Origin of the sequence: Actinomadura sp. NEAU-AAG7 (assembly GCF_018603865.1) — a bacterium.
GTDB lineage: Bacteria > Actinomycetota > Actinomycetes > Streptosporangiales > Streptosporangiaceae > Spirillospora > Spirillospora litoris.
The window spans coordinates 708,074-731,231 of the sequence record NZ_JAHFZY010000005.1 but is presented as its reverse complement, the minus strand read 5'-3'; the positions used below and the strand labels follow the sequence as shown (position 1 = coordinate 731,231).

Annotated in this window: 20 protein-coding genes; 12 read left to right on the top strand and 8 right to left on the bottom strand. The window is 75.3% G+C overall.

The features are described 5' to 3' along the window. The first annotated feature begins 20 nt into the window (after positions 1-20). Together KLI87_RS26065 and KLI87_RS26060 are read left to right on the top strand one after the other, a co-directional pair. A complete protein-coding gene (locus KLI87_RS26065) occupies positions 21-1,547 on the top strand; it encodes an alkaline phosphatase D family protein (protein WP_308166172.1) in 1,527 nt (508 codons plus the stop codon). 72 nt (positions 1,548-1,619) lie between these two features. Next, on the top strand, positions 1,620-2,063 hold the full coding sequence (locus KLI87_RS26060; protein WP_156215499.1) for a hypothetical protein: 444 nt from the start codon (positions 1,620-1,622) through the stop codon (positions 2,061-2,063). 57 nt (positions 2,064-2,120) lie between these two features. Here the strand turns inward: KLI87_RS26060 and KLI87_RS26055 are convergent, their stop codons facing one another. After that, positions 2,121-3,518, bottom strand: coding sequence for an FG-GAP repeat protein (locus tag KLI87_RS26055; RefSeq protein ID WP_214619044.1), 1,398 nt, complete (start codon positions 3,516-3,518; stop codon positions 2,121-2,123). A 263-nt stretch (positions 3,519-3,781) separates the two neighbouring features. Between KLI87_RS26055 and KLI87_RS26050 the strand changes: the two genes are divergently transcribed. Then, entirely contained in the window at positions 3,782-5,200 is a 1,419-nt protein-coding gene (locus KLI87_RS26050) for an APC family permease (protein ID WP_214619043.1), read from the top strand. After that, positions 5,200-6,108 (top strand): acetamidase/formamidase family protein, encoded by a 909-nt coding sequence (locus KLI87_RS26045; RefSeq protein WP_214619042.1) that lies wholly within the window; start codon positions 5,200-5,202, stop codon positions 6,106-6,108. The genes KLI87_RS26050 and KLI87_RS26045 overlap by 1 nt, the downstream gene beginning before the upstream one ends. Before the next feature lie 7 nt (positions 6,109-6,115). Here KLI87_RS26045 and KLI87_RS26040 read toward each other — a convergent pair whose 3' ends face one another. Continuing rightward, entirely contained in the window at positions 6,116-6,775 is a 660-nt protein-coding gene (locus tag KLI87_RS26040; RefSeq protein WP_214619041.1) for a GAP family protein, read from the bottom strand. Between the two features lie 85 nt (positions 6,776-6,860). Next, positions 6,861-7,304 carry a nuclear transport factor 2 family protein gene (locus KLI87_RS26035; protein WP_214619040.1) on the bottom strand — a complete coding sequence of 148 codons (444 nt, stop codon included), beginning with the start codon at positions 7,302-7,304 and terminating at the stop codon, positions 6,861-6,863. A 53-nt stretch (positions 7,305-7,357) separates the two neighbouring features. Between KLI87_RS26035 and KLI87_RS26030 the strand changes: the two genes are divergently transcribed. The 4 genes from KLI87_RS26030 to KLI87_RS26015 all read left to right on the top strand — a co-directional run bounded on the left by KLI87_RS26030 (position 7,358) and on the right by KLI87_RS26015 (position 15,959). Further along, positions 7,358-8,341 (top strand): YafY family protein, encoded by a 984-nt coding sequence (locus tag KLI87_RS26030; RefSeq protein WP_214619039.1) that lies wholly within the window; start codon positions 7,358-7,360, stop codon positions 8,339-8,341. Positions 8,342-9,019: 678 nt separating this feature from the next. After that, positions 9,020-11,962, top strand: coding sequence for a helix-turn-helix transcriptional regulator (locus tag KLI87_RS26025; RefSeq protein WP_156215492.1), 2,943 nt, complete (start codon positions 9,020-9,022; stop codon positions 11,960-11,962). 249 nt (positions 11,963-12,211) lie between these two features. Further along, positions 12,212-13,306 carry an alpha/beta hydrolase gene (locus KLI87_RS26020; protein WP_214619038.1) on the top strand — a complete coding sequence of 365 codons (1,095 nt, stop codon included), beginning with the start codon at positions 12,212-12,214 and terminating at the stop codon, positions 13,304-13,306. A 46-nt stretch (positions 13,307-13,352) separates the two neighbouring features. Continuing rightward, complete coding sequence (locus KLI87_RS26015; RefSeq protein ID WP_156215490.1) at positions 13,353-15,959, top strand: GMC oxidoreductase; 2,607 nt, start codon at positions 13,353-13,355, stop codon at positions 15,957-15,959. A gap of 119 nt (positions 15,960-16,078) precedes the next feature. Here the strand turns inward: KLI87_RS26015 and KLI87_RS26010 are convergent, their stop codons facing one another. Then, complete coding sequence (locus KLI87_RS26010) at positions 16,079-16,618, bottom strand: CGNR zinc finger domain-containing protein (RefSeq protein ID WP_308166171.1); 540 nt, start codon at positions 16,616-16,618, stop codon at positions 16,079-16,081. A gap of 107 nt (positions 16,619-16,725) precedes the next feature. Between KLI87_RS26010 and KLI87_RS26005 the strand changes: the two genes are divergently transcribed. Continuing rightward, the gene (locus KLI87_RS26005; protein WP_156215488.1) at positions 16,726-17,490 is read left to right on the top strand and encodes a trans-aconitate 2-methyltransferase; all 765 of its coding nucleotides are present in this window, start codon (positions 16,726-16,728) and stop codon (positions 17,488-17,490) included. A gap of 37 nt (positions 17,491-17,527) precedes the next feature. Here KLI87_RS26005 and KLI87_RS26000 read toward each other — a convergent pair whose 3' ends face one another. Beyond that, entirely contained in the window at positions 17,528-17,956 is a 429-nt protein-coding gene (locus KLI87_RS26000; protein ID WP_214619036.1) for a PPOX class F420-dependent oxidoreductase, read from the bottom strand. Between the two features lie 184 nt (positions 17,957-18,140). Continuing rightward, positions 18,141-18,860 (bottom strand): hypothetical protein, encoded by a 720-nt coding sequence (locus KLI87_RS25995; RefSeq protein WP_214619035.1) that lies wholly within the window; start codon positions 18,858-18,860, stop codon positions 18,141-18,143. A 361-nt stretch (positions 18,861-19,221) separates the two neighbouring features. On the opposite strand from KLI87_RS25995, the gene KLI87_RS25990 reads away from it, so the two are divergent. The 3 genes from KLI87_RS25990 to KLI87_RS25980 all read left to right on the top strand — a co-directional run bounded on the left by KLI87_RS25990 (position 19,222) and on the right by KLI87_RS25980 (position 21,331). After that, on the top strand, positions 19,222-19,821 hold the full coding sequence (locus KLI87_RS25990) for a sigma-70 family RNA polymerase sigma factor (protein ID WP_156215486.1): 600 nt from the start codon (positions 19,222-19,224) through the stop codon (positions 19,819-19,821). Continuing rightward, on the top strand, positions 19,818-20,513 hold the full coding sequence (locus KLI87_RS25985; RefSeq protein ID WP_214619133.1) for a zf-HC2 domain-containing protein: 696 nt from the start codon (positions 19,818-19,820) through the stop codon (positions 20,511-20,513). Before KLI87_RS25990 ends, KLI87_RS25985 begins: the two co-directional genes overlap by 4 nt. A gap of 83 nt (positions 20,514-20,596) precedes the next feature. Beyond that, positions 20,597-21,331: a hypothetical protein gene (locus KLI87_RS25980; RefSeq protein ID WP_214619034.1), complete on the top strand. Its 735-nt coding sequence runs from the start codon at positions 20,597-20,599 to the stop codon at positions 21,329-21,331. A 5-nt stretch (positions 21,332-21,336) separates the two neighbouring features. On the opposite strand, the gene KLI87_RS25975 is transcribed toward KLI87_RS25980, so the two are convergent. Then, positions 21,337-22,152 carry an ABC transporter permease gene (locus tag KLI87_RS25975; protein ID WP_214619128.1) on the bottom strand — a complete coding sequence of 272 codons (816 nt, stop codon included), beginning with the start codon at positions 22,150-22,152 and terminating at the stop codon, positions 21,337-21,339. Next, positions 22,152-23,123, bottom strand: a complete 972-nt coding sequence (locus tag KLI87_RS25970; protein WP_156215482.1) for an ATP-binding cassette domain-containing protein — start codon at positions 23,121-23,123, stop codon at positions 22,152-22,154. Before KLI87_RS25970 ends, KLI87_RS25975 begins: the two co-directional genes overlap by 1 nt. Positions 23,124-23,158 lie beyond the last annotated feature (35 nt).

Below are 23,158 nucleotides of genomic sequence, written 5' to 3'. Positions count from 1 at the left end.
GATGATCTGCACTGGACGGCGTGGACGTGACACGCAGGACGTTCCTGGCAGGCACGACCCTCACCCCTTTCACCGGGCGGGCGACCGGGCGGGCGCCGGAGCCGTTCGCGCTGGGCGTCGCGTCCGGCGACCCCGCGCCCGGCGGCGTCGTCCTGTGGACGCGCCTCGCCCCGCACCCGCTGGCCGAGGACGGCCGCGGCGGCGTGCCGGACCGCGACGTCACCGTGGAATGGCAGGTCGCCGAGGACGAGCGGTTCCGGCGGGTCGCCCGCGCGGGCCGGGCGACGGCGCGGCCGTCGGCCGCCCACAGCGTGCACGTCGAGGTGGACGGCCTGCGGCCCGGCGCGGAGTACTTCTACCGGTTCCGCGCGGACGGGCACCTCTCCCCCGCCGGGCGGACGCGGACGGCCCCGGCGCCGGGCGCGCTGGCCCCGCTGACGTTCGGCGCCGTCTCGTGCGCCGACTACGAGCGCGGCTACTTCACCGCCTACCGGCGGCTGGCCGAGCGGCACCCCGACCTGGTCGTCCACCTGGGCGACTACCTCTACGAGGACGCGGCGGGCGACGACGAGGCCGTGCCGGTCGTCCGGCGGCACACCCCCGGCAAGTGCCTGACGCTCGCGGACTACCGGCGGCGGCACGCCCAGTACCGCACCGACGCCGACCTGCGGGCCGCGCACGCCGCCGCGCCCTGGGCGGTGATCTGGGACGACCACGAGGTCGAGAACAACTGGGCGGGGAGCGTTCCGGGCACGAAGGTCCCCGGGTTCCCGGCGCGCAAGCGGGCCGCGATCCGCGCGTACTACGAGCACATGCCGCTGCGCCCCTCGGCGTTCCGCCGCGACGGCCGGATCACGCTGACGCGCCGCCTGGAGTGGGGCGGGACGGCGGCGCTGCACCTGCTCGACACCCGGCAGTTCCGCTCCGACCAGCCCTGCGGGGACGGGCTGCGCGCCGGCTGCGACGACCGCCTCGACACGCGCCGCGCCCTGCTCGGCCCGGCGCAGCTCCGCTGGCTGGAGGCGGGCCTGCGCGGGTCGCGCGCCCGCTGGAACATCCTGGCGCAGCAGGTGTTCCTCGCCCAGCGCGACCTGCGCCTCGGCCCCGGCCGCGAGATGGCGCTGGACGGCTGGGACGGCTACGCCGCCGAGCGCGACCGGCTCACCCGGGCCCTCACCCGCTCGCGGGCGGCCAACCCCGTGGTGCTCACCGGCGACGTGCACGTGGCGCACGCCTGCGACCTGCTGGCCGACTTCGACGACCCCTCCTCGGCGCGCGTCGGCGTGGAGTTGGTCGCCACGTCGGTCTCCAGCGACGGCGACGGTTACCACGACCCGGCCGAGAACGCGGCCGTCCGCGCGGAGAACCCGCACATCGCGCTCATCGACCAGCGCCGGGGCTTCCTGCTCGGCCGCGCGGGCGCGGACGGGCTGCGCGCCGAGTTCCACACGCTCCCCCACGTCACCCGCCGGGGCGCGGCGTCGTCGGTGGCGGCGGCGTTCACCGTCCCGGACGGCGCGCGGTCGCTGTCGGGTTCGTCCCGCTGAGCGGACCGGGAGGGAACCGGGAACGGGCGACACGCGTCGAAGTCGTGCCGGCTCCCTGCCTGAGGAGGAATCATGGCCGACATGAAACTCCGGCGGCTACCGCTCCTACTGCTCCTCCCGTGCGCGGCGGCGCTGATCGCGTGCGCGTCGGGCGCGTCCGCGGGCACCGACGATCCGACGATCAAGCCGGGCGCGCCGTTCACGCTCGCGCCGGGCCAGACCGGGCGGCTGGACGGCGGCGCCCTGACCGTGCGGTTCGACGGGGTCAGCGACGACAGCCGCTGCCCCGCCACGGTCGACTGCGTGTGGGCGGGCAGCGCGACCGTGCACCTGACGATCACCTTCGGGGAGGCCGCCCCCGCCGCCCGCGACCTGTACGTCAACGGGACGTCCGCGAAGACGGTGGCCGTCTCCGGGTACAAGGTGTCGCTGATCGGGCTGGCGCCGGAGCGGCAGTCGACGAAACCGCTGCCGAAGGACGCCTACCGCGCCAAGCTCCGGGTCGACCGGGACTGACGCGGCGAACGGGCCCGACACGACGAACGGGCCCGACACGACGAACGGGCCTGACGATCAGCCGAGGCTGTATCCGGTCAGCCCCCGGGCGGCCAGCGGGATCCGCGCCGGTCGCGCGGGGGTCCCGGTCACCTCGAACACCGCGCCGCCGAAGCCGTCGGCGCCCGGCGCGCCGACCACCAGCGTCCCGCCGCGGACGGTCAGCGCGCCGCCGAACCGGCTGTAGGGCGCGAGCGGCGCGGTGAGCGTCGTCGCCCTGAGCCGCCTCCCGCGCAGGACGAGGACCGTTCCGGCGCCGGGCGCCCCCGCCGCGAGGTCGGCGTGCCCGTCGCCGTCCAGGTCCCCGGCGGCGAGCGCCGAGCCGAGGCGGTCGTGGTCGCCGCGCCCGTAGCGGGTGGCCCCCGCCTGCGCCAGGCCGGGGCCCGCGAGGATCTGGACGGCGCCCGAGGCGAGGTCGGCGGAGCCGTCGCGGTCCTCGCCGGGCGCGCCGACGGCCAGGTCGTCGCGCCCGTCGCCGTCGAGGTCGGCGGCGGCGAGCGCGGAGCCGAAGCCGTCGGCGCGCTCGGACGTGCCGTCCACGGCGGGCTCGTCCTGGGACACGTAGTCGGCGGACCGTTCCAGCGGGTCGAGGACGGTCACCGTCCCCGCGCCGCGCGCGCCGTCGTCCGGGGCCCCGGCGGCGATCTCCGCGCGGCCGTCGCCGTCGAAGTCGCCCGCCGCGAGCACGCTGCCGAACCCGTCGGTCTCGGCCGCCGACTGGGCCACCCACGGCGTCCGCTGCGTGATCAGCGGGCCGGGCCGCAGCGCCCGCCCGCGCAGCCCGAAGACCGCGACCCCGCCGCCGCCCCGCAGCCCCGGGGCGCCGACCGCCAACTCGTCGTCGCCGTCGCCGTCCAGGTCGGCGGCGGCGAGCGACGCGCCGAAGCGGTCGGTGCCGTGGGCGCGGCGCAGGGAGCAGGCCGTCAGCAGCGGCCCCGGCCGCGGCCCGGACCGGGAGCCCAGGTAGATCCGCACCGCGCCCGCGCCCTCGGCGCCGGGACGGCGGGCCCCGAACACCCGGTCGGGGATGCCGACGGCCAGGTCGGCGCAGCCGTCCCGGTCGAAGTCGCCCGAGGCCAGCGCGGCGCCGAAGCCCTCGCCGAGGCGGGACGCCCCGCCCTCGCTCAGCAGGCTCACGCCGGACGCGGCGCGCACGGCCACCGCTCCCGCGCGCACCTGCCCGCCGACGTCCGCGTACGGCGCGCCCACGGCCAGGTCGGCGGCTCCGTCGCCGTCGAAGTCGGCGGGCGCGGAGCCCCGGCACGGGCCGGCGGGCACGGCCAGCGCCGCGACGCGGACGGGCACGGGCGCGGGCGGCGCACCGGCCATGGGAGCGGACGCGGCGGCCGACGCCGTCGCCACGAGGGCGGCGGCCACGCGTCCGGGCCGGGAGCGGAGGCGGGGGACGGTGCTCACCCCGGCAACGTCCCCGCTACGCGGAACCTGCGGTCACCGGGCGGATGACCGGCCGGTGAACCCGCGACGTCGTCCGGGCCGGGCGCCATCGGGCCGGGCTCGCGGTGGTGCGGCCGTGCGGCCCGCGCTTATTCTCACAGCCGCGCTTTCTCCCACCGCGCCCGCTCCCAGGCGCGTCCGTCCGCTCCCAGCGGGCCTCGACACCCCCGAGGCCCGGCAGGACCCGAACGGCCCACGAGGCCGACCGAAAGGCGTGTGCTCCCATGACGACCGCCCCCTCCGAACCCACGGACCCCACGGGACCCGCGCCGGGCGACCCCGGCGCGCGGACGCTGGAGTCCTTCGGCTACGCCCAGGAGCTGCGCCGCTCGCTCCGGCTGCCCGACCTGGTCGTCTACGGCCTGGTGATGATGCTCCCGATCGCGCCGTTCACGATCTTCGGGGCCGTGTTCAACGAGTCCAGGGGCATGGTGGCGCTGACCTACCTGATCGGGCTGGTCGCGATGGCGTTCACCGCGCTCAGCTACCGGGAGATGTCGCGCGCCTTCCCGATCGCCGGGTCCGTCTACTCCTACGCGGGACGCGGCATCAACGACAAGGCCGGGTTCCTGGCGGGCTGGGCGATCCTGCTGGACTACCTGCTCGTCCCGACCCTGCTGTACGTGATGAGCGCGGCCGCGCTGCACGCGCTGCGGCCCGAGGTGCCGCAGTGGTGCTGGATCGTCATGTTCGTCGTGGTCAACACCGTGATCAACTACCTGGGCATCGAGACGACGGCGCGGCTGAACCGGGTGTTCCTGCTCGCCGAGCTGGTGGCGCTCGCGGTGTTCGTCGGGTTCGGCGCGGCCGCCGTCGCGCGCGGCGAGAACGGCGCGCGCTTCTCCTTCGACCCGCTGGTCAACGCCGACCTGCTGACCCCCGGGCTGATCTTCGGCGCGCTGTCGGTCGCGGTGCTCAGCTTCCTCGGCTTCGACGGCATCTCCACGCTGTCGGAGGAGGTGGCGGGCGGCGACCGCCGGCTCGTCGGGCGCGCCACCCTGCTGGCGCTGTGCCTGGTCGCGGGGCTGTTCGTCGTCCAGACCTGGATCGCGGCGCTGCTGGTGCCGGGCCGCACCGAGTTCGCCGGGGACGAGGCCACGAACTCCGCCTTCTACGACATCGCCTGGATCGCGGGCGGCGGGTGGCTCAAGAACATGACGGCGGTGTCGGCGGCGCTCGCCACCGGCGTGGCGAACTCGCTGGTGGCCCAGGCCGCCACGTCCCGGCTGCTGTTCAGCATGGCGCGCGGCCGCAAGCTGCCCGCCTTCCTCGCGCACGTCCACCCGACCCGCCGCACGCCCGAGCGCGCCCTGCTGTTCGTCGCCGCGATCTCGCTCGTGCTCGGGCTGTCGTTCACGGGCCAGGTCAGCCTGCTGTCCTCGCTGGTGAACTTCGGCGCGCTGTTCGCGTTCCTGCTGCTGCACCTCGCGGTGTTCGTGCACTTCACGCTGCGGCACCGGAGCACCCGCTGGCACCTGCACGTCGCGGCGCCGGCGCTCGGCCTGGTGATCATAGGCTCGGTGCTGTGGAACGCCGACACGCGGGCGAAGACCGGCGGGCTGGCCTGGCTCGCCGCGGGCGTCCTGGTGCTGGTGTTCTACCGGCTCTCGGGCCGCGGGACCGACCTCAACCTGGAGGACTGATGCACATCCGCCGCACGAGCGTGCACAACGCCTGGGACAACGCGATCCCGCCCGTCGCGTCCCTGGTCCCGGACGCGGAGTTCACGGTCGAGACCGCCGACGCGAGCGGCGGGCAGCTCGGCCCGTCCGCCGGCACCGCCGAGGTCGCCGCGCTCGACTTCGCCCGCGTCAACCCGGTGACCGGGCCGTTCCTGGTCGAGGGCGCCCGCGCCGGGGACGCCCTGGTGATCGACGTGCTGGAGATGGCGGTCGGCGACTGGGGCTGGACGGCGAGCATCCCCGGATTCGGGCTGCTCGCCGACGACTTCCCCGACCCGCACCTGCGCGTCTCCAAGATCGCGAACGGGTTCGCCGAGCCGCTGCCGGGGGTGCGCGTCCCGGTCGTCCCGATGGTCGGCACGATCGGGGTGGCGCCGCCCGAGCCGGGGGCGCACTCGATCGTCCCGCCGCGCCGCTGGGGCGGCAACATGGACATCCGGCACGTCGGGCCCGGCGCGCGGCTGATCCTGCCGGTCGGGATCGACGGCGCGCTGCTCTCGCTCGGCGACGCGCACGCCGCGATGGGCGACGGCGAGGTCTGCGGCACCGGGATCGAGACCGAGGCGTCGGTCCGGCTGCGGGTGGGCGTGCGCCCGGGCGCCGCCCCGCCCACCCCGGTCGTCGAGGCCGACCCGCGCACCCACCGCGCGGGACGCGCCCTCGTCACCACCGGCGTCGGCCCCGACCTGATGGAGGCGGCGAGGGAGGCCACCCGCCACCTCGTGGCCGAGGTCTCCGCCCGCACCGGCCTGGCCCCCGCCGACGCCTACCTGCTGGCGAGCGTCGCCGCCGACCTGAAGATCTCCGAGGTCGTCGACGTCCCCAACTGGATCGTCTCCGCCCACCTGGAGCTGTCCCTGCTGGGGTAGCCGCGGCTCAGTCGATCAGGCCGCCGATCCCCTTGGCCACCAGGACGACGCCGATGACCAGCAGCAGCACCGACACGACCGTCGCGCGGTTCGGCTCCAGCCACGCCCCCAGGGCGTCCAGCCGGGGCCGCCACCGCTCGGCGTCGACCACGTAGACGACCACCGGGACGGCCACCCCGCACGCCGCGACCAGGGAGAACACCGCCACCGCCACGACCTGCCCGCCGACGCTCAGCATCCCCTGCGACACCGCGATCGCCGCCGCGACGAACATCAGCAGGTTCGTGGGATTGATGATCGACAGCAGCAGCCCCTGCTGGACGGCCCGCACCGGCGTGACGCCCGCCAGGCGGTCGCGACGGGTGTCCTCGTGCCGCCCCGTCCACTGCCGGACGGCGAGGGTGAGCACGAGGACGCCCAGCAACAATATGATCACCGACACCGATGTCTTCGGTTCGCCGGTGTCGGAATTCATGCCGATCACATTCGCGATCACCAGCAGCACCGTCGTCGTCGCGACGATGCCCGCCGTCCACCCCGCCAGGAACCCGAGCGCCGCGTCCCTCGCGCGCGGCGTCAGCAGCAGGGCCACGATCGCGATGATCGGGATCGGGCTGACCAGCACCCCCAAGGTGAGCGGCAGCACTTGCCGGATGACCTCGCCCATCTCGCCCCCGATTCGCCCCCGCCGATCGCCCCGACGGCCATACCCCCCTGACCAGCGGTGATACCTGACTCGGGAACGCGTGCCGCTACCGGGCGCCCGCCTGGCGCGGCCCGGCGCCCTCCCCGCCACCCTGGAACGCCTCGACGGCGGCCTTGGCGGCGGGCGGCGGCGGGTCGCCGAACTGGTGGTCGGTCATGATCAGCCCGTCGGCGCCGAGGGTGAGGAAGATGGCGCCCCTCCAGGCGATGTCCCCGCCGCCGGCGGGCAGCATGTGGCAGGTGAAGCGCAGGGCGTCGTGATGGCCGGTCGCGTCGCCCGCGGAGACGAAGACGTGGCCGCCGTCCCTGACGAGCCGGTCGTGGGCGGAGGTGACCCGCTCCTCCATCTCCTCAAGGCCGTGGTACTCGGCCGACTCGGTGTACTGCACGCAGTCCCCGGCCCACAGCTCGCGGATCATCGCGCGGCGCGCGGCGGGGTCGGGCTCGTTCCACACGGCGACGTAGCGCGTGACGAAGTTGTCGTAGTCCATGGCGGGACGCTACGGCGGGTCCACTGACAGGGAGTGTCAGTAGAGTTCGGGGCATGCGCGCGAGCCGTCTGGTGTCGATCCTGCTGCTGCTCCAGACACGCGAGCGGATGACGGCGCGGGAGCTGGCCGAGCGGCTGGAGGTGTCCGAGCGGACGATCTACCGGGACGTCGAGTCGCTGAGCGCGGCGGGCGTGCCGGTCTACGGGGAGGCGGGGCACGAGGGCGGCTACCGGCTCCTCGGCGGCTACCGGACGCGGCTGACCGGCCTCACCGGCGACGAGGCCGAGGCGCTGTTCCTCACCGGGCTGCCCGCCGCGGCCGACGACCTCGGGCTCGGCGCGGTGGTCGCGGCGGCGGAGTTGAAGCTGATGGCGGCGCTGCCGGCGGAGGCCCGCGACCGCGGCGCGCGGCTGCGGGCCCGGTTCCACCTGGACGCGCCGTCCTGGTACCAGGCCGGCGCGGCCGCCCCGCACCTGCCGGCGGTCGCGGACGCGGTGTGGCACCAGCGCCGCGTCCGGCTGCGCTACCGCCGCTGGGAGGCGCCGCACGAGGTCACCCGCCTCGCCGAGCCCTACGGCCTCGTCCTGAAGGGCGGGCAGTGGTACGTGGTGGCGCGCCGCGACGGGGAGTTCCGCACCTACCGGGTGTCGCGGATCCTCGACCTGGAGGCGCTGCCCGGGACGTTCGAGCGCGCCGAGGGCTTCGACCTCGCCGCGCACTGGCGCGGCTACCTCGCCGGGTTCGACGCGCGCCGGCACCGCGGCGAGGCGGTCGTGCTGCTGTCCCCCGCCGGGCTGGAACGGCTCCCGCACCTGGCCGAGGCGGCGACCGCGCGGGCCGCGCTGGAGACGGCCGAGCCCCGCCCGGACGGGTGGACGCGCGTCCGCCTGCCCGTCGAGTCCGACGAGCAGGCCGTGTCCGACCTGCTGCGCCTCGGCGCCGACGCCGAGGTCGTGGCCCCGGCGGGGCTGCGCCGGGCGATGGCCCGGACGCTCGCCGCGATGTCCGCCCGCTACGACGAAACCCGCCGAAAATGAACCTCCGAGAATGAGAACCTTTGGGCGGGGTCCCTCGTTGTCACTTCGGGTTCCCTTGGTCGAGCGGGCCCACAGGGACGGTCGGTCGCCCGGGTGGGGACGGTGCGCGAAAGCGCGCGGTCCGGGCACCGACCGTCCCTCCTTTTCCCGCCGTGCTCCCCGCCGCCCTCCCTGCCGCGCTCCCCGCCGTGCCGCCTCGACCGGCGCGGCACCCGGCCGGGTACGGCAGGCGGGGTGGCGGTCGCGCTTCTCCTCAGCCGCGTCCCGGAGCTCCTGATCCCGCGCCGGCCTGTGTAGACACCGTCCAAAAACCTAACTCCCCGCACCGGGCGGGGTTCGCGGTTTATGCTCGGCGCGTGCGGTCGCGACGGGGGCGTCGGCGGCGGCCTTCCGGCGGCGCGCCACGCCCGCGCCCCGAGGGCCGGACGGGGGCCTGGAGGGTGGGGCACGCATGGTGACGAGTCCGGAACGGTTTACCTCCCCGAGGTTGACACGGGGCCCTCCTCGGCGGTTGATAGCTATGGACAACTCGGTCCCGCCAGGGACCCGGCCCGCGGGGGCCGTGCCGTGATCATGGGCGTGTTGTCCCGTCTTATTGACGTATGACTCGATAAGGTATTTTCCGCGGATTCTCAGGTAAACGGCGTATCGACCGCCTGTCGCTGTTGGGGTGTGGACATGGAGGGTCGTACGGGCCAGCGCAACGAAGCGACCGCGAACGGCGCTCCCCTGGTCGGCAGGCGGGCCGTCCTCCACGACTTCGAGGAGGCCCTCGACGACACGGCGGCGGCGGCCTTCCGGTTCCTGGCCCTGGTCGGGGAGCCCGGCGCGGGCAAGACCCGGCTGCTGACCGAGCTGGTCTCGGCGGCGGACGCGCGCAAGCTCAGCATCCTGTCCGGCCGCGCGGCCGAGTTCGAGCAGGAGATGCCGTTCGGCGCGGTCGTCGACGCGCTCGACGACCACCTGGAGGAGCACTTCCCCGACCTCAGCCAGGCCACGATCCGGCTGCTGGCCCCCGTCTTCCCCGCGCTGTTCACCGCGCTCAGCGACGGCGTGGCCGCGGGCCCGCCCGGCGGCGCCGACACCACGCCCGTGGCGCGCTACCAGCTCTACCGGGCGGTGCGGCACCTGCTGGAGGAGCTGGCCGCCCCCTCGGGCCTCGTGCTGATCCTGGACGACGTGCACTGGGCCGACGACGCCACGATCGAGCTGCTGGACCACCTCGTCCGGCACCCGCCGCGCGCCCGGGTGCTGATCGCGCTGGCCTACCGTCCGGCGCAGGCGTCGGCGCGGCTGGCGGCGCTGGTGCAGGCGTCGGTGCGGGCGGTGGGCGGCCGGCGGCTGTCGGTCGAGCCGCTCACCGAGGCCGAGGTCGTCGAGCTGCTCGGCCCCCGCTTCAGCGGGACGCGCTCCCGCGAGCTGTACCGGGCGAGCGGCGGCAACCCCTTCTACCTGGAGGCGCTCGTCCGCACCCGCGAGCCGGTGACGGTCGGGCAGCCCGACGGCGACCTGCCGCCCGCCGTCCGCGCCGCGCTGCAACTGGAGCTGAGCGGCCTGTCGCCGGACGCGCTGCTGATCGCGCAGAGCGCGGCGGTCGCGGCCGACGAGTTCCCCCCGCTGCTGGCCGCCGCCGCGGCCGAGGTCAGCGAGGAGGCCGCGCTCGCGGCGCTGGACGAGCTGGTCGCCCGCGACATCGTCCGCCCGCACGCCGAGCGGTTCCGGTTCCGGCACCCGCTCGTGCGGCACGCCGCCTACCGGTCGGCGGCGGCCGGGTGGCGGCTCGCCGCGCACGGCCGGATCGCCGGCTACCTCACCGAGATCGGCGCGCCCGCCGCCGTCCGCGCCCGGCACATCGAGCGCTCCGGGCGGGCGGGCGACCGGCACGCGATCGCGACGCTGGTGGAGGCCGCGCGCGCGTTCGCCACGCAGGCCCCGGCGACGTCCGCGCACTGGCTCCAGGCGGCGCTGCGGCTCATGCCCGAGACGCGGCCCGAGGCGGCGCCCGGCGCCGAGAACGGCTCGGGCCTGCCGTCCCGGCTGGAGCTGATGATGGAGCTGGCGCAGGTCCAGACCGTCGGCGGTCACCTGGCCGAGGGCCGCGAGACCGCGCGCAGCGTGCTGAAGATGCTGCCCGAGGACGACTACGAGCGCCGGGCGCGGGCGGCCCGGCTCGCCGCGCTGATGGAGCGCCAGCTCGGCCGCCCGCACGAGGCGCGCGCCCTGCTGCTGGACGAGCTGCGCCGCATGCCCGACCCCCGCTCCCCCGCCGCCGTGCCGCTGCGGATGCGGCTGGTCGCCGAGCGGATGATGCGCATCGACTTCCGCGGCGCGCAGGCGGTGCTCGACCTGATGCCCGACGACTCCGAGGACTGGGAGCCCCACCTGAAGCTGGCCGTCGCGGCGCTGCGTCCGATGCCCGCGCTCGCGGCGGGCCGCGTGGAGGACGCGCTGCGCTACCTGGACGCCGCGAACGTCCTGGTCGACGGCGCCCCCGACGAGCACCTCGCCGAGTGGATGGACGCGATCGCCTGGCTGTGCTGGGCCGAGACGTTCACGGGCCAGTTCCTCAGCGCGGTGGGCAAGTTCCAGCGCGCCAGCGCCGTCGCCCGCAGGACGGGCCAGCTCTACGTCGTGACGAACCTGACCGCCGGCCTGGCCCGCGCCTACGGGATGCTCGGCCGGCTGGAGGAGGCGGCGGCCACCGCCGAGGAGGCCGTCGAGGAGGCGCGGCTGCACCACTCGGGGCAGCAGCTGGTGTTCGCGCTCACCCAGCAGAGCCTGGTCGCGGGCTGGTCGGGGGACGAGGAGTCCGCGCTGGCGCACGCCGAGGAGGCGATCGAGAGCGGCGCGGGCGTCGGCGAGTGGTGGGGGTCCATGGCCCGCTACGCGCGCGCGATGGCGCTGTTCGGCCTCGGCCGCCTCGACGAGGCCGCCGACGCCGTGGAGGTCGCGCTCGCGGGCCCGCTGGACCAGCGGACCCACCTGTCGCTGTGCGAGGCGATGGCGTGCCTGGAGGCGAGCCGGGGCCGCGCCGACGCCGCGCGGGGCTGGGTGGAGCGCACCGAGGGGTTCGTCATCCCCGGCCTGGAGGCGCACAACGCGCTCGCGCACCTGGCCCGCGCGCACGCGCTCCAGCTCACCGACGCCGACCGGGCGGCGCGGGAGGCGCTGCGGGCCGCGTCCATGTTCGAGGAGGCCGGGCACCAGATCGAGGCGGGCCGGGCCCGGCTGCGGGCGGGCACCGCGCACGCCGACGCGGGCGATCGCCCCGCCGCGCGCGAGCAGCTGCGGCTGGCCGCCGGGATCTTCTCCTCCTGCGGGGCGCGCACGCTGCACGCGCAGGCCGTCCGGGAGCAGCGCCGCATCGGCGTGCGGGTGCCCTCCAAGGGCGGGCGCCGCTCGGGGCTGCCCGGCGGGCTGTCCAAGCGGGAGTACGAGGTCGCCACGCTCGTCGTCGAGGGGTGCTCGAACTCCCAGATCGCCGAGCGGCTGTTCGTCAGCATCCGCACCGTCGAAACGCACCTGTCGCACATCTTCACGAAGTTCGGGGTGACTTCCCGGGTCGGCGTCGTGAGCGCCCTGACCCGCACCGAGGCCGACCCCGGTGCGCAGAGCGGCTGACCGGGCCTTACCCGGGTCGGGCGGTGGGGCGGGCGGCCGGATTGGAACGCACCAACCTGTCCATTCCCGGACAGTCGGGCAGGTTCCAGAACATCTGCGTCGCGAGGATCGTCACAGAGGTTACGTATGCCCGGTGCCGACGCGTCCCGTCCCCGCTGACCAGGTCGGGGAAGAAGTAAGGGTTTACCACGATGCCGCGTATGGGCCGGTCACCGCATCATCATTGCGGGGACGACGGAGGTGAGGAACATGACACGCACGATCTCGCGTTTCACACTCGAAGGAGTGCGGGAGGCCGATGTATCGGTGCATCCGTTCGGGACGGAGGACGGCCTCGGCCTGAACCTGACCCGCTTCCTGCGGAGCGAGAGCGACGACGTGGTCCTGCTCGTCCACGGGCTCACCTCCGCCAGCGACGTCTTCATCATGCCCGAGCACCGGAACCTGGCGAGCCACCTGCTCGACAACGGCTTCGGCGACGTCTGGGCGGTCGACTTCAGAATGAGCGGGCGCTTCCCCTACGACGGGGAGACGCACCGCTACAACCTCGACGACGTGGCTCTGTACGACTTCCCCGCGACGATGCGCGAGCTGCGCCGCCACGTCGGCGACCGCCGCGTGCACGTCATCGCGCACTGCCTGGGAGCGGTGTCGTTCTCGATGAGCCTGTTCGCCGGGCTGATCGACGACGTCGCGAGCCTGACCTGCAACAGCGTCTCGCTCACCCCCCGCGTCCCGGCGTTCTCCAAGCTGAAGCTGTCGCTCGGCACCTGGCTGCTGGAGTACGTGGTCGGGCTGCCGTTCATCGACCCGAGGTTCGGCCAGGCGCCGGCGTTCACGCGTCCGTGGATGCTGTCGCAGGCGGTGTCGCTGTTCCACGACGAGTGCCGGACGAGCGCGTGCCACATGCAGAGCTTCCAGTGGGGGGCGGGCAGGCCCGCGATGTACGAGCACTCCAACCTGCTGCCCGAGACGCACGCGCGGGTCGCCGACATCTGCTCGGCGTCCGGGCTGAACTACTACCGGCACGTCCGCAAGATGGTCGAGGCCGGCCAGTCGGTGAAGTACGCGCCGACCGACGCGCGGTACGCGCGCCTGCCGCTGACCTACCTGTCGAACGCGGCGGACGTGCGGACGCCCCTGCTGCTGCTCGCGCCCGACCGCAACCGGGTCTTCACCGACTCCAACATCCACCTGCACAAGATCCTGGAGAAGGCCGCGCCCGGACGCCACGAGCTGGCGGTGCTGCCCGGCTACGGGCACCTGGACCCCCTGATCGGCAAGAACTCCTACATCGACGTCTTTCCGCGCATCGTCGACTTCCTCAAGCGGCACAGCGCATGAGCACCGTGACGCTCACGAGCGGAAAGAACTCTGACTGGTGACTGGTATGGAACACGTTGACGCCGTGGTCGTCGGGTCCGGATTCGGGGGCTCGGTCGCCGCGTACCGGCTGGCCGAGGCCGGACGGTCGGTCGTGCTGCTGGAGCGCGGCCAGCCCTATCCGCCCGGCAGCTTCCCGCGCTCGCCGCACGAGATGGGACGGGCGTTCTGGGATCCGGCCGAGGGCCTGTACGGCATGTTCGACGTGTGGTCGTTCAAGGGCTGCGACTCGGTGGTGTCGGCGGGGCTCGGCGGGGGGTCGCTGATCTACGCCAACGTGCTGCTGCGCAAGGACGAGCACTGGTTCGTCACCGAGCGGTCGCTGCCGGACGGCGGGTATGAGTCGTGGCCCGTCTCCCGCGCCGACCTCGATCCGCACTACGACGAGGTCGAGCGGATGATGGGCGCGACCCCCTACCCGCTCGGCCAGCAGCCCTTCGACGACACCCCGAAGGCGCACGCCATGCAGGACGCGGCGGCCGAGCTGGGGCTCCAGTGCACGCTGCCGCCGCTCGCGGTGAGCTTCGCGGCCGAGCCGGGCGGCGCGCCGGGGCTGAGCCTGCCGATCGTCGACGCGGGGTTCCGCAACGTCCACGGGGTGGGGCGGCGGACGTGCAAGCTGTGCGGCGAGTGCAACATCGGCTGCAACGAGGGGTCCAAGAACAGCCTCGACCACACCTACCTGTCGGCGGCCGCGCACCACGGCGCCGACCTGCGCACCTCGCACGAGGTGAAGGCGATCCGGCCGCGGCGGGGCGGCGGGTACGAGGTCGACTACGTCCACCACGCCGACCTGACCGTGCGCGGGGGCCGCTCGCGGATGGCGACGATCTCGTGCGACCAGCTGATCCTCGGCGCCGGGACGTACGGGACGACGTACCTGCTGCTGAAGTCGCGCAAGGCGTTCCCGGGGCTGAGCCGCGCGCTCGGGACCCGCTTCAGCGGCAACGGCGACCTGCTGACGTTCCTGCTGAAGGCGAAGGACCGCAACCGCGTCCGGGCGCTGGACGCGGCGCGCGGCCCGGTGATCACCAGCGCGATCCGGCTGGCCGACGAGCTGGACGGGGTGCCGGGCGCGGGCCGCGGCGCCTACATCCAGGACGGCGGCTACCCGGGGTTCGCCGACTGGCTGATCCAGGGGCTCGACATCCGCAACGACTTCGAGCGCGTCGTGAAGTTCCTGTGGGACCGGTTCACCGAGTTCTTCAAGGACCGTCCCGACACGAACCTGTCCAAGGAGCTGTCGGACCTGATCGGGGAGGGCGCGCTGACGGTCAGCTCGCTGCCGCTGCTCGGGATGGGCCGCGACGTCGCCGACGGGCGGCTGCGGCTGGACGACGGCCGGCTCACCGCCGACTGGACGACGCGGACCAGCGAGGCGCACTTCGCGCGGATCCGCGAGACGATGCAGCGCATCGCGGACGTGCTCGGCGCCGAGTACGCCGACAACCCGATGTGGTTCCGCAAGCGGATCATCACGGTGCATCCGCTCGGCGGCGCCCCCATGGGCGCCCACAAGGACGAGGGCGTCTGCGACGCCTTCGGCGAGGTGTTCGGGTATCCGGGCCTGTACGTCGCCGACGGGGCGGCGATGCCGGGACCGGTGGGCCCGAACCCCTCGCTCACGATCGCCGCGCAGGCCGACCGCATGGCCACGCGGCTGCTGGAGGACGTGCCCGGACGACGGGGTACGGGCACGTCCTCCACGGTCCCGTCCGGCCCCGCGCCGTCTTCGGACGCGGCGCACGGGAGCGCGCCTTCGGGGGGCGTTCCGTCCGGCGCGGGGGTCGGGCCGTCCCGGGGGAACGGCTCGGCGGAGGGGAGAGGCCGGGGCGGCTTGGGGAGCCGCTCCGGGGACCGCCCGGGGGACGGCGGTCAGGGGAACGACTCGACGTACGGTCCGGTCGTGGGCGGGGCGTCCGCCTCGCACACCGCCCGGAACGGATCGGTCCCGGGGAGCCACGGCGGCGTCGGGGGATCGCTCGCCGTGGCATCGGACCGGTCGCCGGCATCGGACCGTACGTCGCTGTCGTTCACCGAGGAGATGAAGGGCTTCGTCACCTACGGGGTGTCCGAGCCGCGGGCGGGGGAACTCGCGGACGGCCGCGAGGCGATGGCGTTCCGGCTGACGATCACGGCCGCGGACACCGACCGCTTCCTGGCCGAGCCCGAGCACACCGCGCTGGCCGAGGGATGGATCGACGCCGCTGGCCACGGGGGCCGGCGTCCTGTCCAGCGGGGCTGGTTCAACCTGTTCGCGCCCGGCGGCGCGGAGGATCGACGGCTGATGAGGTACCGGCTGTACTTCACCGACGGCGAGGACCGGCCCCGCACCCTGTCCGGCACCAAGAACGTGCTGCACGGCCCGCCGACGCGGATCTGGCCCGACACCTCCACGCTGTACGTGCGGATCCTCGACGGCCATGTCGGCGCGGACGCCGAGGACGGCGCGCGGGTGCTGGGCGCGGGCGTGCTGCACATCCAGCTGACCGACTTCGCGCGGCAGCTGGCGACGTTCCGCACGGCCGGTCCGGGCGGCGCCGGGAAGCTGGTCGCCTTCGGCCGGTTCTTCGCCGGCGAGCTGTGGGAGGTCTACGGCCCCGACGAACGGTAGGGGCCGTCCATGTTCGTGCAGGCCGAGGGAACTGCGGGGTGCTCTCGGCCTGCACCTCCTTCTGTCCGGAGCCGTCTTCGGGTCCGCGCTCGGGGCGCGGTCAGGGCGTCTGCGCGCGGTCAGGGCGTCTGCGCGCGGGCGCGGAACGCGGCGGCCTTGACGCGGTTCTGGCAGGCGGTGGAGCAGAACCGGCGGGTGCCGTTGCGCGAGGTGTCGACGTAGACGCGGTCGCAGTGCGGCGCGGTGCAGACGCCGAGCCGGTCCTGGAGTTCGCTGCCGATGACGACGGCGAGGCCGGTGGCGCAGGGCGCGCCCCACATGTCGGCGACGCCCCGCCCGCGTCCGTGGAAGTGGACGTGCCAGGGCTCGCCGTCGTGGCGTTCCAGGCGCGGCCTGGCCTGCGTGGCGTCCAGCAGCGCGTTGACCCGCCCGGCCGCCGCGTCGACGTCGCCCGCGGCGACCGCCTCGAAGACGGCGCGCAGGTCGCGGGCGACGGCGGCCAGCTCGTCCAGCTCCGGGCGGCTGACGGGCACGCCGCCGCTGAGCGACAGGATCGCGCGGGCGGCCTCGGCCAGCTCGTCCGGAGCGGGAGGCGTGTAGGGCCGGCCGCGCCGCTCCCCCTCGGTGAACGCGTTCACCAGCTCCACGGCGGCCCGCACCACCGCGTCTGTATGACTGTTGAAGTTCACTTGACCAGTTACGCCCTCTCCGGTTAGCGTGTCACCGTCCAAAGGCTATACGACAGTTATACGAGGGGGTACGACCCATGCTCACCCGCGAGGTCGCCGACACGTGGATCACCCGCTGGGACGCGCAGCAGGAGGGGTACATCCCCGACCGCGAGGAGCGCTTCACCGTCATGATCGACGCGCTGGAGGCGGGGACCGGGCGTCCCGACCCGCTCATCCTGGACCTCGGCTGCGGCCCCGGCTCGCTCGCGGGCCGCGTCCTGGACCGCATCCCCGGCGCCACGGTCGTGGCGATCGACACCGACCCGCTGCTGATGGGGCTCGGCCGCGCCGTCCACGCCGGGCGCTCCGGGCTGGTCTTCACCGAGCTGGACCTGCGCGAGCCGGGCTGGGCCGCGCGGCTGCGCCTGGACCGGCAGGCCGACGCCGCGATCAGCACGACCGCGCTGCACTGGATCACCAGCGCGGAGCTGCGCGTCACCTACGGCGAGCTGGCGCGGGTGCTGCGCCCCGGCGGGCTGTTCCTCAACGGCGACAACCTGACGGTCGGCGACCGGGCGCCCGGCCTCGCGGCCCTGGACGCGGCGCTGCGCGAGCGCGAGACCGCGCGCCGGTGGGCGGACGAGAGCCCCGAGGAGTGGGGCCAGTGGTGGGACGCGGTCGCCGCCGAGCCCGCGCTCGCCGAACTGCGGGCGGCGCGCGAGGAGACCGTGGGCCACCACGGCTCGGAGTCGACGTTCTTCTCGGCGCACGAGGCCGCGCTGCGCGGCGCCGGGTTCACCGAGGTCGGCACGCTGTGGCAGCGCGGCGACAACCGCGTCCTGGCCGCCCTCCTGCCCTGAGCCCTGAGCCCTGAGCCCTCAGCCCCGGGCCCGGGGCTCAGCCGGCCGGGCGGCCGTAGAGGCGTTCGACGTGCAGGCGGATGACCAGGCGGCCGTCGGCGACCATCGCGCGGCGGTAGTCGTCCCAGTCGGGGTGCTCGCCGCGGATGTCGCGGTACACCGACACCAGCTCCTCGACGGCCGCGTCGGCGGGGTCGGCGGCGATGGCCGTCAGCTCGGCGGTGCCCTCGGCGACCGCGTAGGACCAGCCGTCGGCCGAGCTGACGTGCAGGCTGGCGCGCGGGTCGCGGGCCAGGTTGCGGGCCTTGGCGCGGTCGGCGGTGACCGACACCCGCACGAGGCGGCGCCCGGCGTCGTAGTGGTAGTTGACGTTGGACAGCTGGGGCCGCCCGTCCCGCTTGAGGGTGGCCAGCACCCCGAGGTCGTGCTCGGTCAGCAGCTTCGCCAGCCCCGCGTCGTCCGCCATCGTCCGCCTCCATCGCCGTTCGCCTGTCACCCGTTCGCCTGTCACCGGGGTCAACCCCGGCCACAGGCGATCACTTCCCGGTGCGGGCCGCCGCCGAACACCGGGCCGTGATCACCGGGCCGTGATCACCGGGCCCTGATCACCGGGCCCGGACCCCGGCACCGGCACCGGGCGCGATCACCGGCTACCGGACGGCGAGCGCCGGGAAGTCGTACACCCGGGCCTGCGCGGCGGGCCGGCCCGCCGGCCCGCCGCGTCCCTCCCCGCCCGCCTCGCGCTCTCCGGCGGCGCGGCCGGTGAGGATGTACCCGCGGAAGGCGTCGCCCTTCGCGGTGACCTTGATCGGCTGGAACGCCTCCGGCGGCAGCGCGCAGAACCCGGTCTGCACGACGTCCTCGAACAGCGAGTCCGACACCACGTAGGCGAGGTCGCGGTCCGCGTCGGTGACCAGCAGGCGGCGCAGCGGCCCGGCGTCCAGCAGTCGCTGGACGACGATCGGCGCGTCGCCGGCGGGCCCGAACGGCCCGGCCGCCAGCGTGCCGTGGTGCAGGGCGAGCCGCACCCGCAGCCGGTGCCTGGCGCCCTCGCCGGCGGCGTCGTTGACCTCCGCCAGCGCCGCCGCGAGCCCGAGGACGAAGTCGCCGGCCACCGGCGCCGGGTCGACGCCCTCCGGCAGGGTGGCGAGCTCCCCGTCACCGCCGACCTGCTTCTCCCAGCGGGAGCGGTCGAGGCCGACGCCGAGCGCGGCCCGGTCCAGCGCGTCCGACAGCTGCCGCTGCGCGAGCAGCTGCTCCCGCACGTCCCGCTTGCTGTACCCCTGGATGTCCACCGCCAGGAGCAGCCGGTAGAAGAGCTGGTGCCGCCTGTCGTGCTGGTTCCTGTCCTGTTCCCCGTTTCCTGTCACTCCCGATCCGCCCCTCGGTAGTCCTCCGAGCAAGTCGGGGCCGGTTGCCCCGCATTCGCTCCAGTGCATGGAGTGAGTGTGCCGGTTGGAGGACCGCCGTCGGTCGGTGCCCGGGGAGGGTGCCGCCTCCGTTCCCTGTGCCAGGTGGTGAGGTCTCTTGGACGCGTCCGCCGCGCTCACGGTGCCACAGGTAAGGAACTAGTGGCGAACTAATAAGGCCCCTTCTGGATTGTCCCGGTCCAGGGCTCGCCGACCGGCTCTCGGGCGCCCATTGAACCCTCTGCCGGGGGCCCGCCGTACTGCCCCCCGACGTGACATCAGACTCACGGTCCCCGTCCCCGCACCCCCGCCGGAGACCCCGATGGCCCACCGATCACCGGCCGCGACGACGGCGCCGCCCCGCGACCAGCCGCCCGACCGGTGGAGCTGGTTCCGCGGGCGGCCGCCGGCGGACGTGGACGACCAGGTCCTCGTCACCGAGCTGTACCGGGTGTACGGGCGGCCGCTGCTGTCGTTCGTGCTGCGGCTCACCGGCGGCGACCGGCACTGGGCCGAGGACGTGGTGCAGGAGACGATGATCCGCGCCTGGCGCAGCGCCCACCAGCTCGACGAGCGGGCGGCGTCGCTGCTGCCCTGGCTCGCGACGGTGGCGCGCCGGATCGTCATCGACGACCAGCGGCGCCGCAACGCCCGGCCGCAGGAGGCGGGCGAGGGCCCGCTGGAGAACCTGCGCGTCCCCGACGGGTTGGAGGACCTGCTGCGCTCGGTCGTCGTCTCCGAGGCCCTGCTGGCGCTGTCGCCCGCGCACCGGGAGATCCTTGAGGAGACCTTCTTCCGGGACCGCTCGGTCAACGAGGCCGCGCGGCGGCTCGGCATCCCCGTGGGCACGGTGAAGTCGCGCGTCTACTACGCGCTCCGGGCGCTGCGCGTCGCGCTGGAGGAGAGGGGGGTGACGCCGTGATCGCGGAACCGCCGCACATCGACGTCGGCGCCTACGCCCTCGGCCTGCTGGAGGAGCCGGACCGGCGGGCGTTCGAGGGGCATCTGCGGTCCTGTCAGGGATGCGGGCGGGAGCTCGGCGCGCTGCGCGGGATCGCCGTGACGCTGGAGGGCATCACCCCGGACGCGCGGCCTCCGGCGGCGCCGCCCGAGCCGGTGGTGCTCGCCGACGCGCTGCGCCGGCGGGCCCGGCGGGGGCGGCGGCGCCGCGCGGCGCGGGCGGCGACCGGGCTGGCCGCCGGGATCGTGCTGCTGGGCGGCGCGGCCGGGGCCGGGTTCACGGCCGGCGCCGACCGCGGGACGTCCGCGCGCCCCGAGGCCCCGTTCCCGGACGGGCCGCGCCTGACCGCCGCCGACGCCCGGACCGGCGCGTCGGGGACGGTGACGGCGCTGCCGGTGCCCTGGGGCAGCCGGGTCGGGCTGCGGCTGACCCGCGTCCGGGGGCCGCTGGAGTGCGAGCTGGTCGCCGTGGACCGCGCGGGCCGGGCCCGGACGGTGGCGGGCTGGTCGGTCCCGGCGGGAGGGTACGGCCTGCCCGGGTCGGCGGCGCCGATGCTGACCGTGCAGGGCGGTACCGCGCTGCCGCCCGCCGACATCGCGCGGTACGAGGTCCGCGCGACGGGCGGGCGCACGATCCTGACCGTCCCGGCGTGAGGGGCGCGGTGCTCGCGGCGCGCCGCCGCCCCCGGCCGCACCGGACCGGCGGCGCGCCGCGTCCCACCCCCTAGCCTGGACGGATGAGCGCGACCCGATCCTCGCCCGGCCCCCGGCTGATGCTGCCCGGACTCCGCGAGGTCTACGACGCCTACGTCCGGGAGGCGGACGCGCTGCCGTCGCTGCCGTCCGCCCTGCACGCGGAGGTGTGGGCGTCGCAGCGGCTCGGGAGCCTGGAGGGGGCGGCCCCGGACGCGCGGGCCGCCCGCGCCGCGCTCGCCGACCTGATCGTCTGCCTGCGCGCGGCGGGGACGCCGGGCGCGCGGGCGTTCCTGCGCGTGCTCGCCGCGATCGGCCCCCCGGAGGGGCGCGCGGCGGCGGGCGGCGCGGCGGACGCCTCCCCCGCTCCGGCCGCGCCCTGGGAGGGCGCGCTCGGGCGGGTCGTCCCCGGCCAGGCGTGGCTGATCCAGGAGGGCCCGCTGGACGGCGACCGCCTGGTCTGCGAGTTCCGCTACGAGGGCGCGGGCACCGCCGGGATGCACGCGATCGCCGTCCGGCTGGCCTACGGCGGCGCGCTCACCGAGGCCGTGGCCGTCGGGGACGTGGCGGCGCTGATGGCGGCGGCGCGCACCGCGATGCAGGCCGAGCTGTGCGTCGTCCAGCCCTGTGACGCGGCGGCGGCCGGGGCCAGGCTCCGCGCCGCCCTCCACGGCGCGGAGCCCCCGCCCGAGACGTGCTACCCGGCCCTGGCCCTGGCCCGCCACCGCGCCGGCCTCTTGTGTGGGGACGCCCCCCCACACCCCCCGGAACGGGCCTGACCCCTCTAGCGGCCCATCACCCGGTAGCGGCGAGCGGCGAGCGGGAAGAACACCGCCGTGATCAGCAGCGGCCACAGCACCGCGAGCAGCACGCTGTGCTGCGCCGCCCACGACCCGCCGGTCGGGCCCGGGTCGCCGAACAGCTCGCGGCACGCCGTGACGGTCGCCGACATCGGGTTCCACTCGGCGATGGCGCCGAGCCAGCCGGGCATCGTGTCGGGCACGACGAGCGCGCTGGACAGGAACCCGATCGGCCACACCAGGGTCTGGACGGCGGCGACCGACTCGGGCCCCTTGGCGACCAGGCCGAGGTAGACGCCCATCCAGATCAGCGCGAACCGCAGCAGGAGCAGCAGCCCGAGCCCGGCCAGCGCCCTCGCGGCGCCCTCGTGCGCGCGCCACCCGACCAGCAGCCCGCAGACCGCCATGACCGCGAGCGCGGCGACCGAGTGCAGCAGGTCGGCGGCGCCGCGTCCGGCGATGATGGCGGGCGGGGAGGTCGGCATCGCGCGGAACCGGTCGGTCACGCCCTTGGCGGCGTCCCCGGCGACGGCGGCGAACGTGGTCTCGATGCCGAACAGCATCGTCATCGCGAACATGCCGGGCATGATGAACTCGCGGTAGCCGCCGCCCCCGCCCGGGACGTCCATCTGGCCGCCGAACAGGTAGCCCATCATGAGCACGACCATCACCGGGAACAGCAGCCCGACGGCGACCTCGCCGGGGCGGCGCGCCCAGTGCGCCAGCGCCCGGCCGGTCAGCGTGCGGGTGTCGGCGACGGCCCAGCGCAGCCGTCCCACGGGGGTCTCCGGAAGCGTCATCACGCGGGGACCTCCTTCCTGTCCTGGGCGGTGTCGCCGGTGAGGTGCAGGAACACCTCGTCCAGCGTGGGGCGGCGCAGCCCGATGTCGGCGACGCGCACGCCCGCGGCGTCCAGGGCGCGGACGGCCTCGGTCAGCGCGGCGGCGCGGCCCGCGGCGGGCGCGCCGACCCGCAGCGCGGCGGCGTCGACCTCGGCCTCGGCGCCGACGGCGCGGGCGAGGATCGCGGCGGCGTCGGCCAGCGCGGACGGGTCGTCCAGGACGACCTCGACGCGGTCGCCGCCGAGCCGGGCCTTGAGCCGGTCGGGGGCGCCCTCGGCGATGACGCGGCCGTGGTCGATCACCGAGATCCCGTCGGCGAGCCGGTCGGCCTCCTCCAGGTACTGGGTGGTGAGCAGGACGGTCGTGCCGCCCTCCACCAGGGCGCGGACCTCGTCCCACACCTCGGTGCGCGAGCGCGGGTCCAGGCCGGTGGTGGGCTCGTCCAGGAACAGGACGGGCGGCGCCAGGATCATCGAGGCGGCCAGGTCGAGCCGCCGCCGCATCCCGCCGGAGTACTGCCCGGCGGGGCGCCCGGCGGCCTCGGTCAGCCGGAACCGCTCCAGCAGCTCGTCGGCCCGGCGCCGGGCGGTGCGGGAGCCGAGATGGTAGAGGCGGCCGAACATGACGAGGTTCTGGCGCCCGCTGAGCACCTCGTCGACGGCGGCGTGCTGGCCGACGAGCCCGACGCGGGTGCGGACGCGCGCGGCGCCGCGCACGACGTCGTGCCCGGCGACGGTGGCGGTGCCGCCGTCGGGCCGGGTGAGCGTGGTCAGGACGCGGACGGCGGTGGTCTTGCCCGCGCCGTTCGGGCCGAGCAGCCCGTGCACGGTCCCGGCGGGGACCGCGAGGTCGAGCCCGGCGAGGGCCTCGGTGCCGCCGTAGCGCTTGCGCAGCCCCTCGGCGACGACCGCGAACTGTGGTGCAGTCATCAGTCTCCCATAACTCCGTACGCTATACGGATTTA

Excerpts from the sequence above, each read along its gene's own strand:
- KLI87_RS25975 (WP_214619128.1), bottom strand. The coding sequence starts at position 22,152 with ATGACGCTTCCGGAGACCCCCGTGGGACGGCTGCGCTGGGCCGTCGCC.
- KLI87_RS26040 (WP_214619041.1), bottom strand. The coding sequence starts at position 6,775 with ATGGGCGAGGTCATCCGGCAAGTGCTGCCGCTCACCTTGGGGGTGCTG.
- KLI87_RS26000 (WP_214619036.1), bottom strand. The coding sequence starts at position 17,956 with ATGGCGGACGACGCGGGGCTGGCGAAGCTGCTGACCGAGCACGACCTC.
- KLI87_RS26005 (WP_156215488.1), top strand. The coding sequence starts at position 16,726 with ATGCTCACCCGCGAGGTCGCCGACACGTGGATCACCCGCTGGGACGCG.
- KLI87_RS26015 (WP_156215490.1), top strand. The coding sequence starts at position 13,353 with ATGGAACACGTTGACGCCGTGGTCGTCGGGTCCGGATTCGGGGGCTCG.
- KLI87_RS26025 (WP_156215492.1), top strand. The coding sequence starts at position 9,020 with ATGGAGGGTCGTACGGGCCAGCGCAACGAAGCGACCGCGAACGGCGCT.
- KLI87_RS26030 (WP_214619039.1), top strand. The coding sequence starts at position 7,358 with ATGCGCGCGAGCCGTCTGGTGTCGATCCTGCTGCTGCTCCAGACACGC.
- KLI87_RS26050 (WP_214619043.1), top strand. The coding sequence starts at position 3,782 with ATGACGACCGCCCCCTCCGAACCCACGGACCCCACGGGACCCGCGCCG.
- KLI87_RS26035 (WP_214619040.1), bottom strand. The coding sequence starts at position 7,304 with ATGGACTACGACAACTTCGTCACGCGCTACGTCGCCGTGTGGAACGAG.
- KLI87_RS25980 (WP_214619034.1), top strand. The coding sequence starts at position 20,597 with ATGAGCGCGACCCGATCCTCGCCCGGCCCCCGGCTGATGCTGCCCGGA.
- KLI87_RS26060 (WP_156215499.1), top strand. The coding sequence starts at position 1,620 with ATGGCCGACATGAAACTCCGGCGGCTACCGCTCCTACTGCTCCTCCCG.
- KLI87_RS25970 (WP_156215482.1), bottom strand. The coding sequence starts at position 23,123 with ATGACTGCACCACAGTTCGCGGTCGTCGCCGAGGGGCTGCGCAAGCGC.
- KLI87_RS25990 (WP_156215486.1), top strand. The coding sequence starts at position 19,222 with ATGGCCCACCGATCACCGGCCGCGACGACGGCGCCGCCCCGCGACCAG.
- KLI87_RS26045 (WP_214619042.1), top strand. The coding sequence starts at position 5,200 with ATGCACATCCGCCGCACGAGCGTGCACAACGCCTGGGACAACGCGATC.
- KLI87_RS26020 (WP_214619038.1), top strand. The coding sequence starts at position 12,212 with ATGACACGCACGATCTCGCGTTTCACACTCGAAGGAGTGCGGGAGGCC.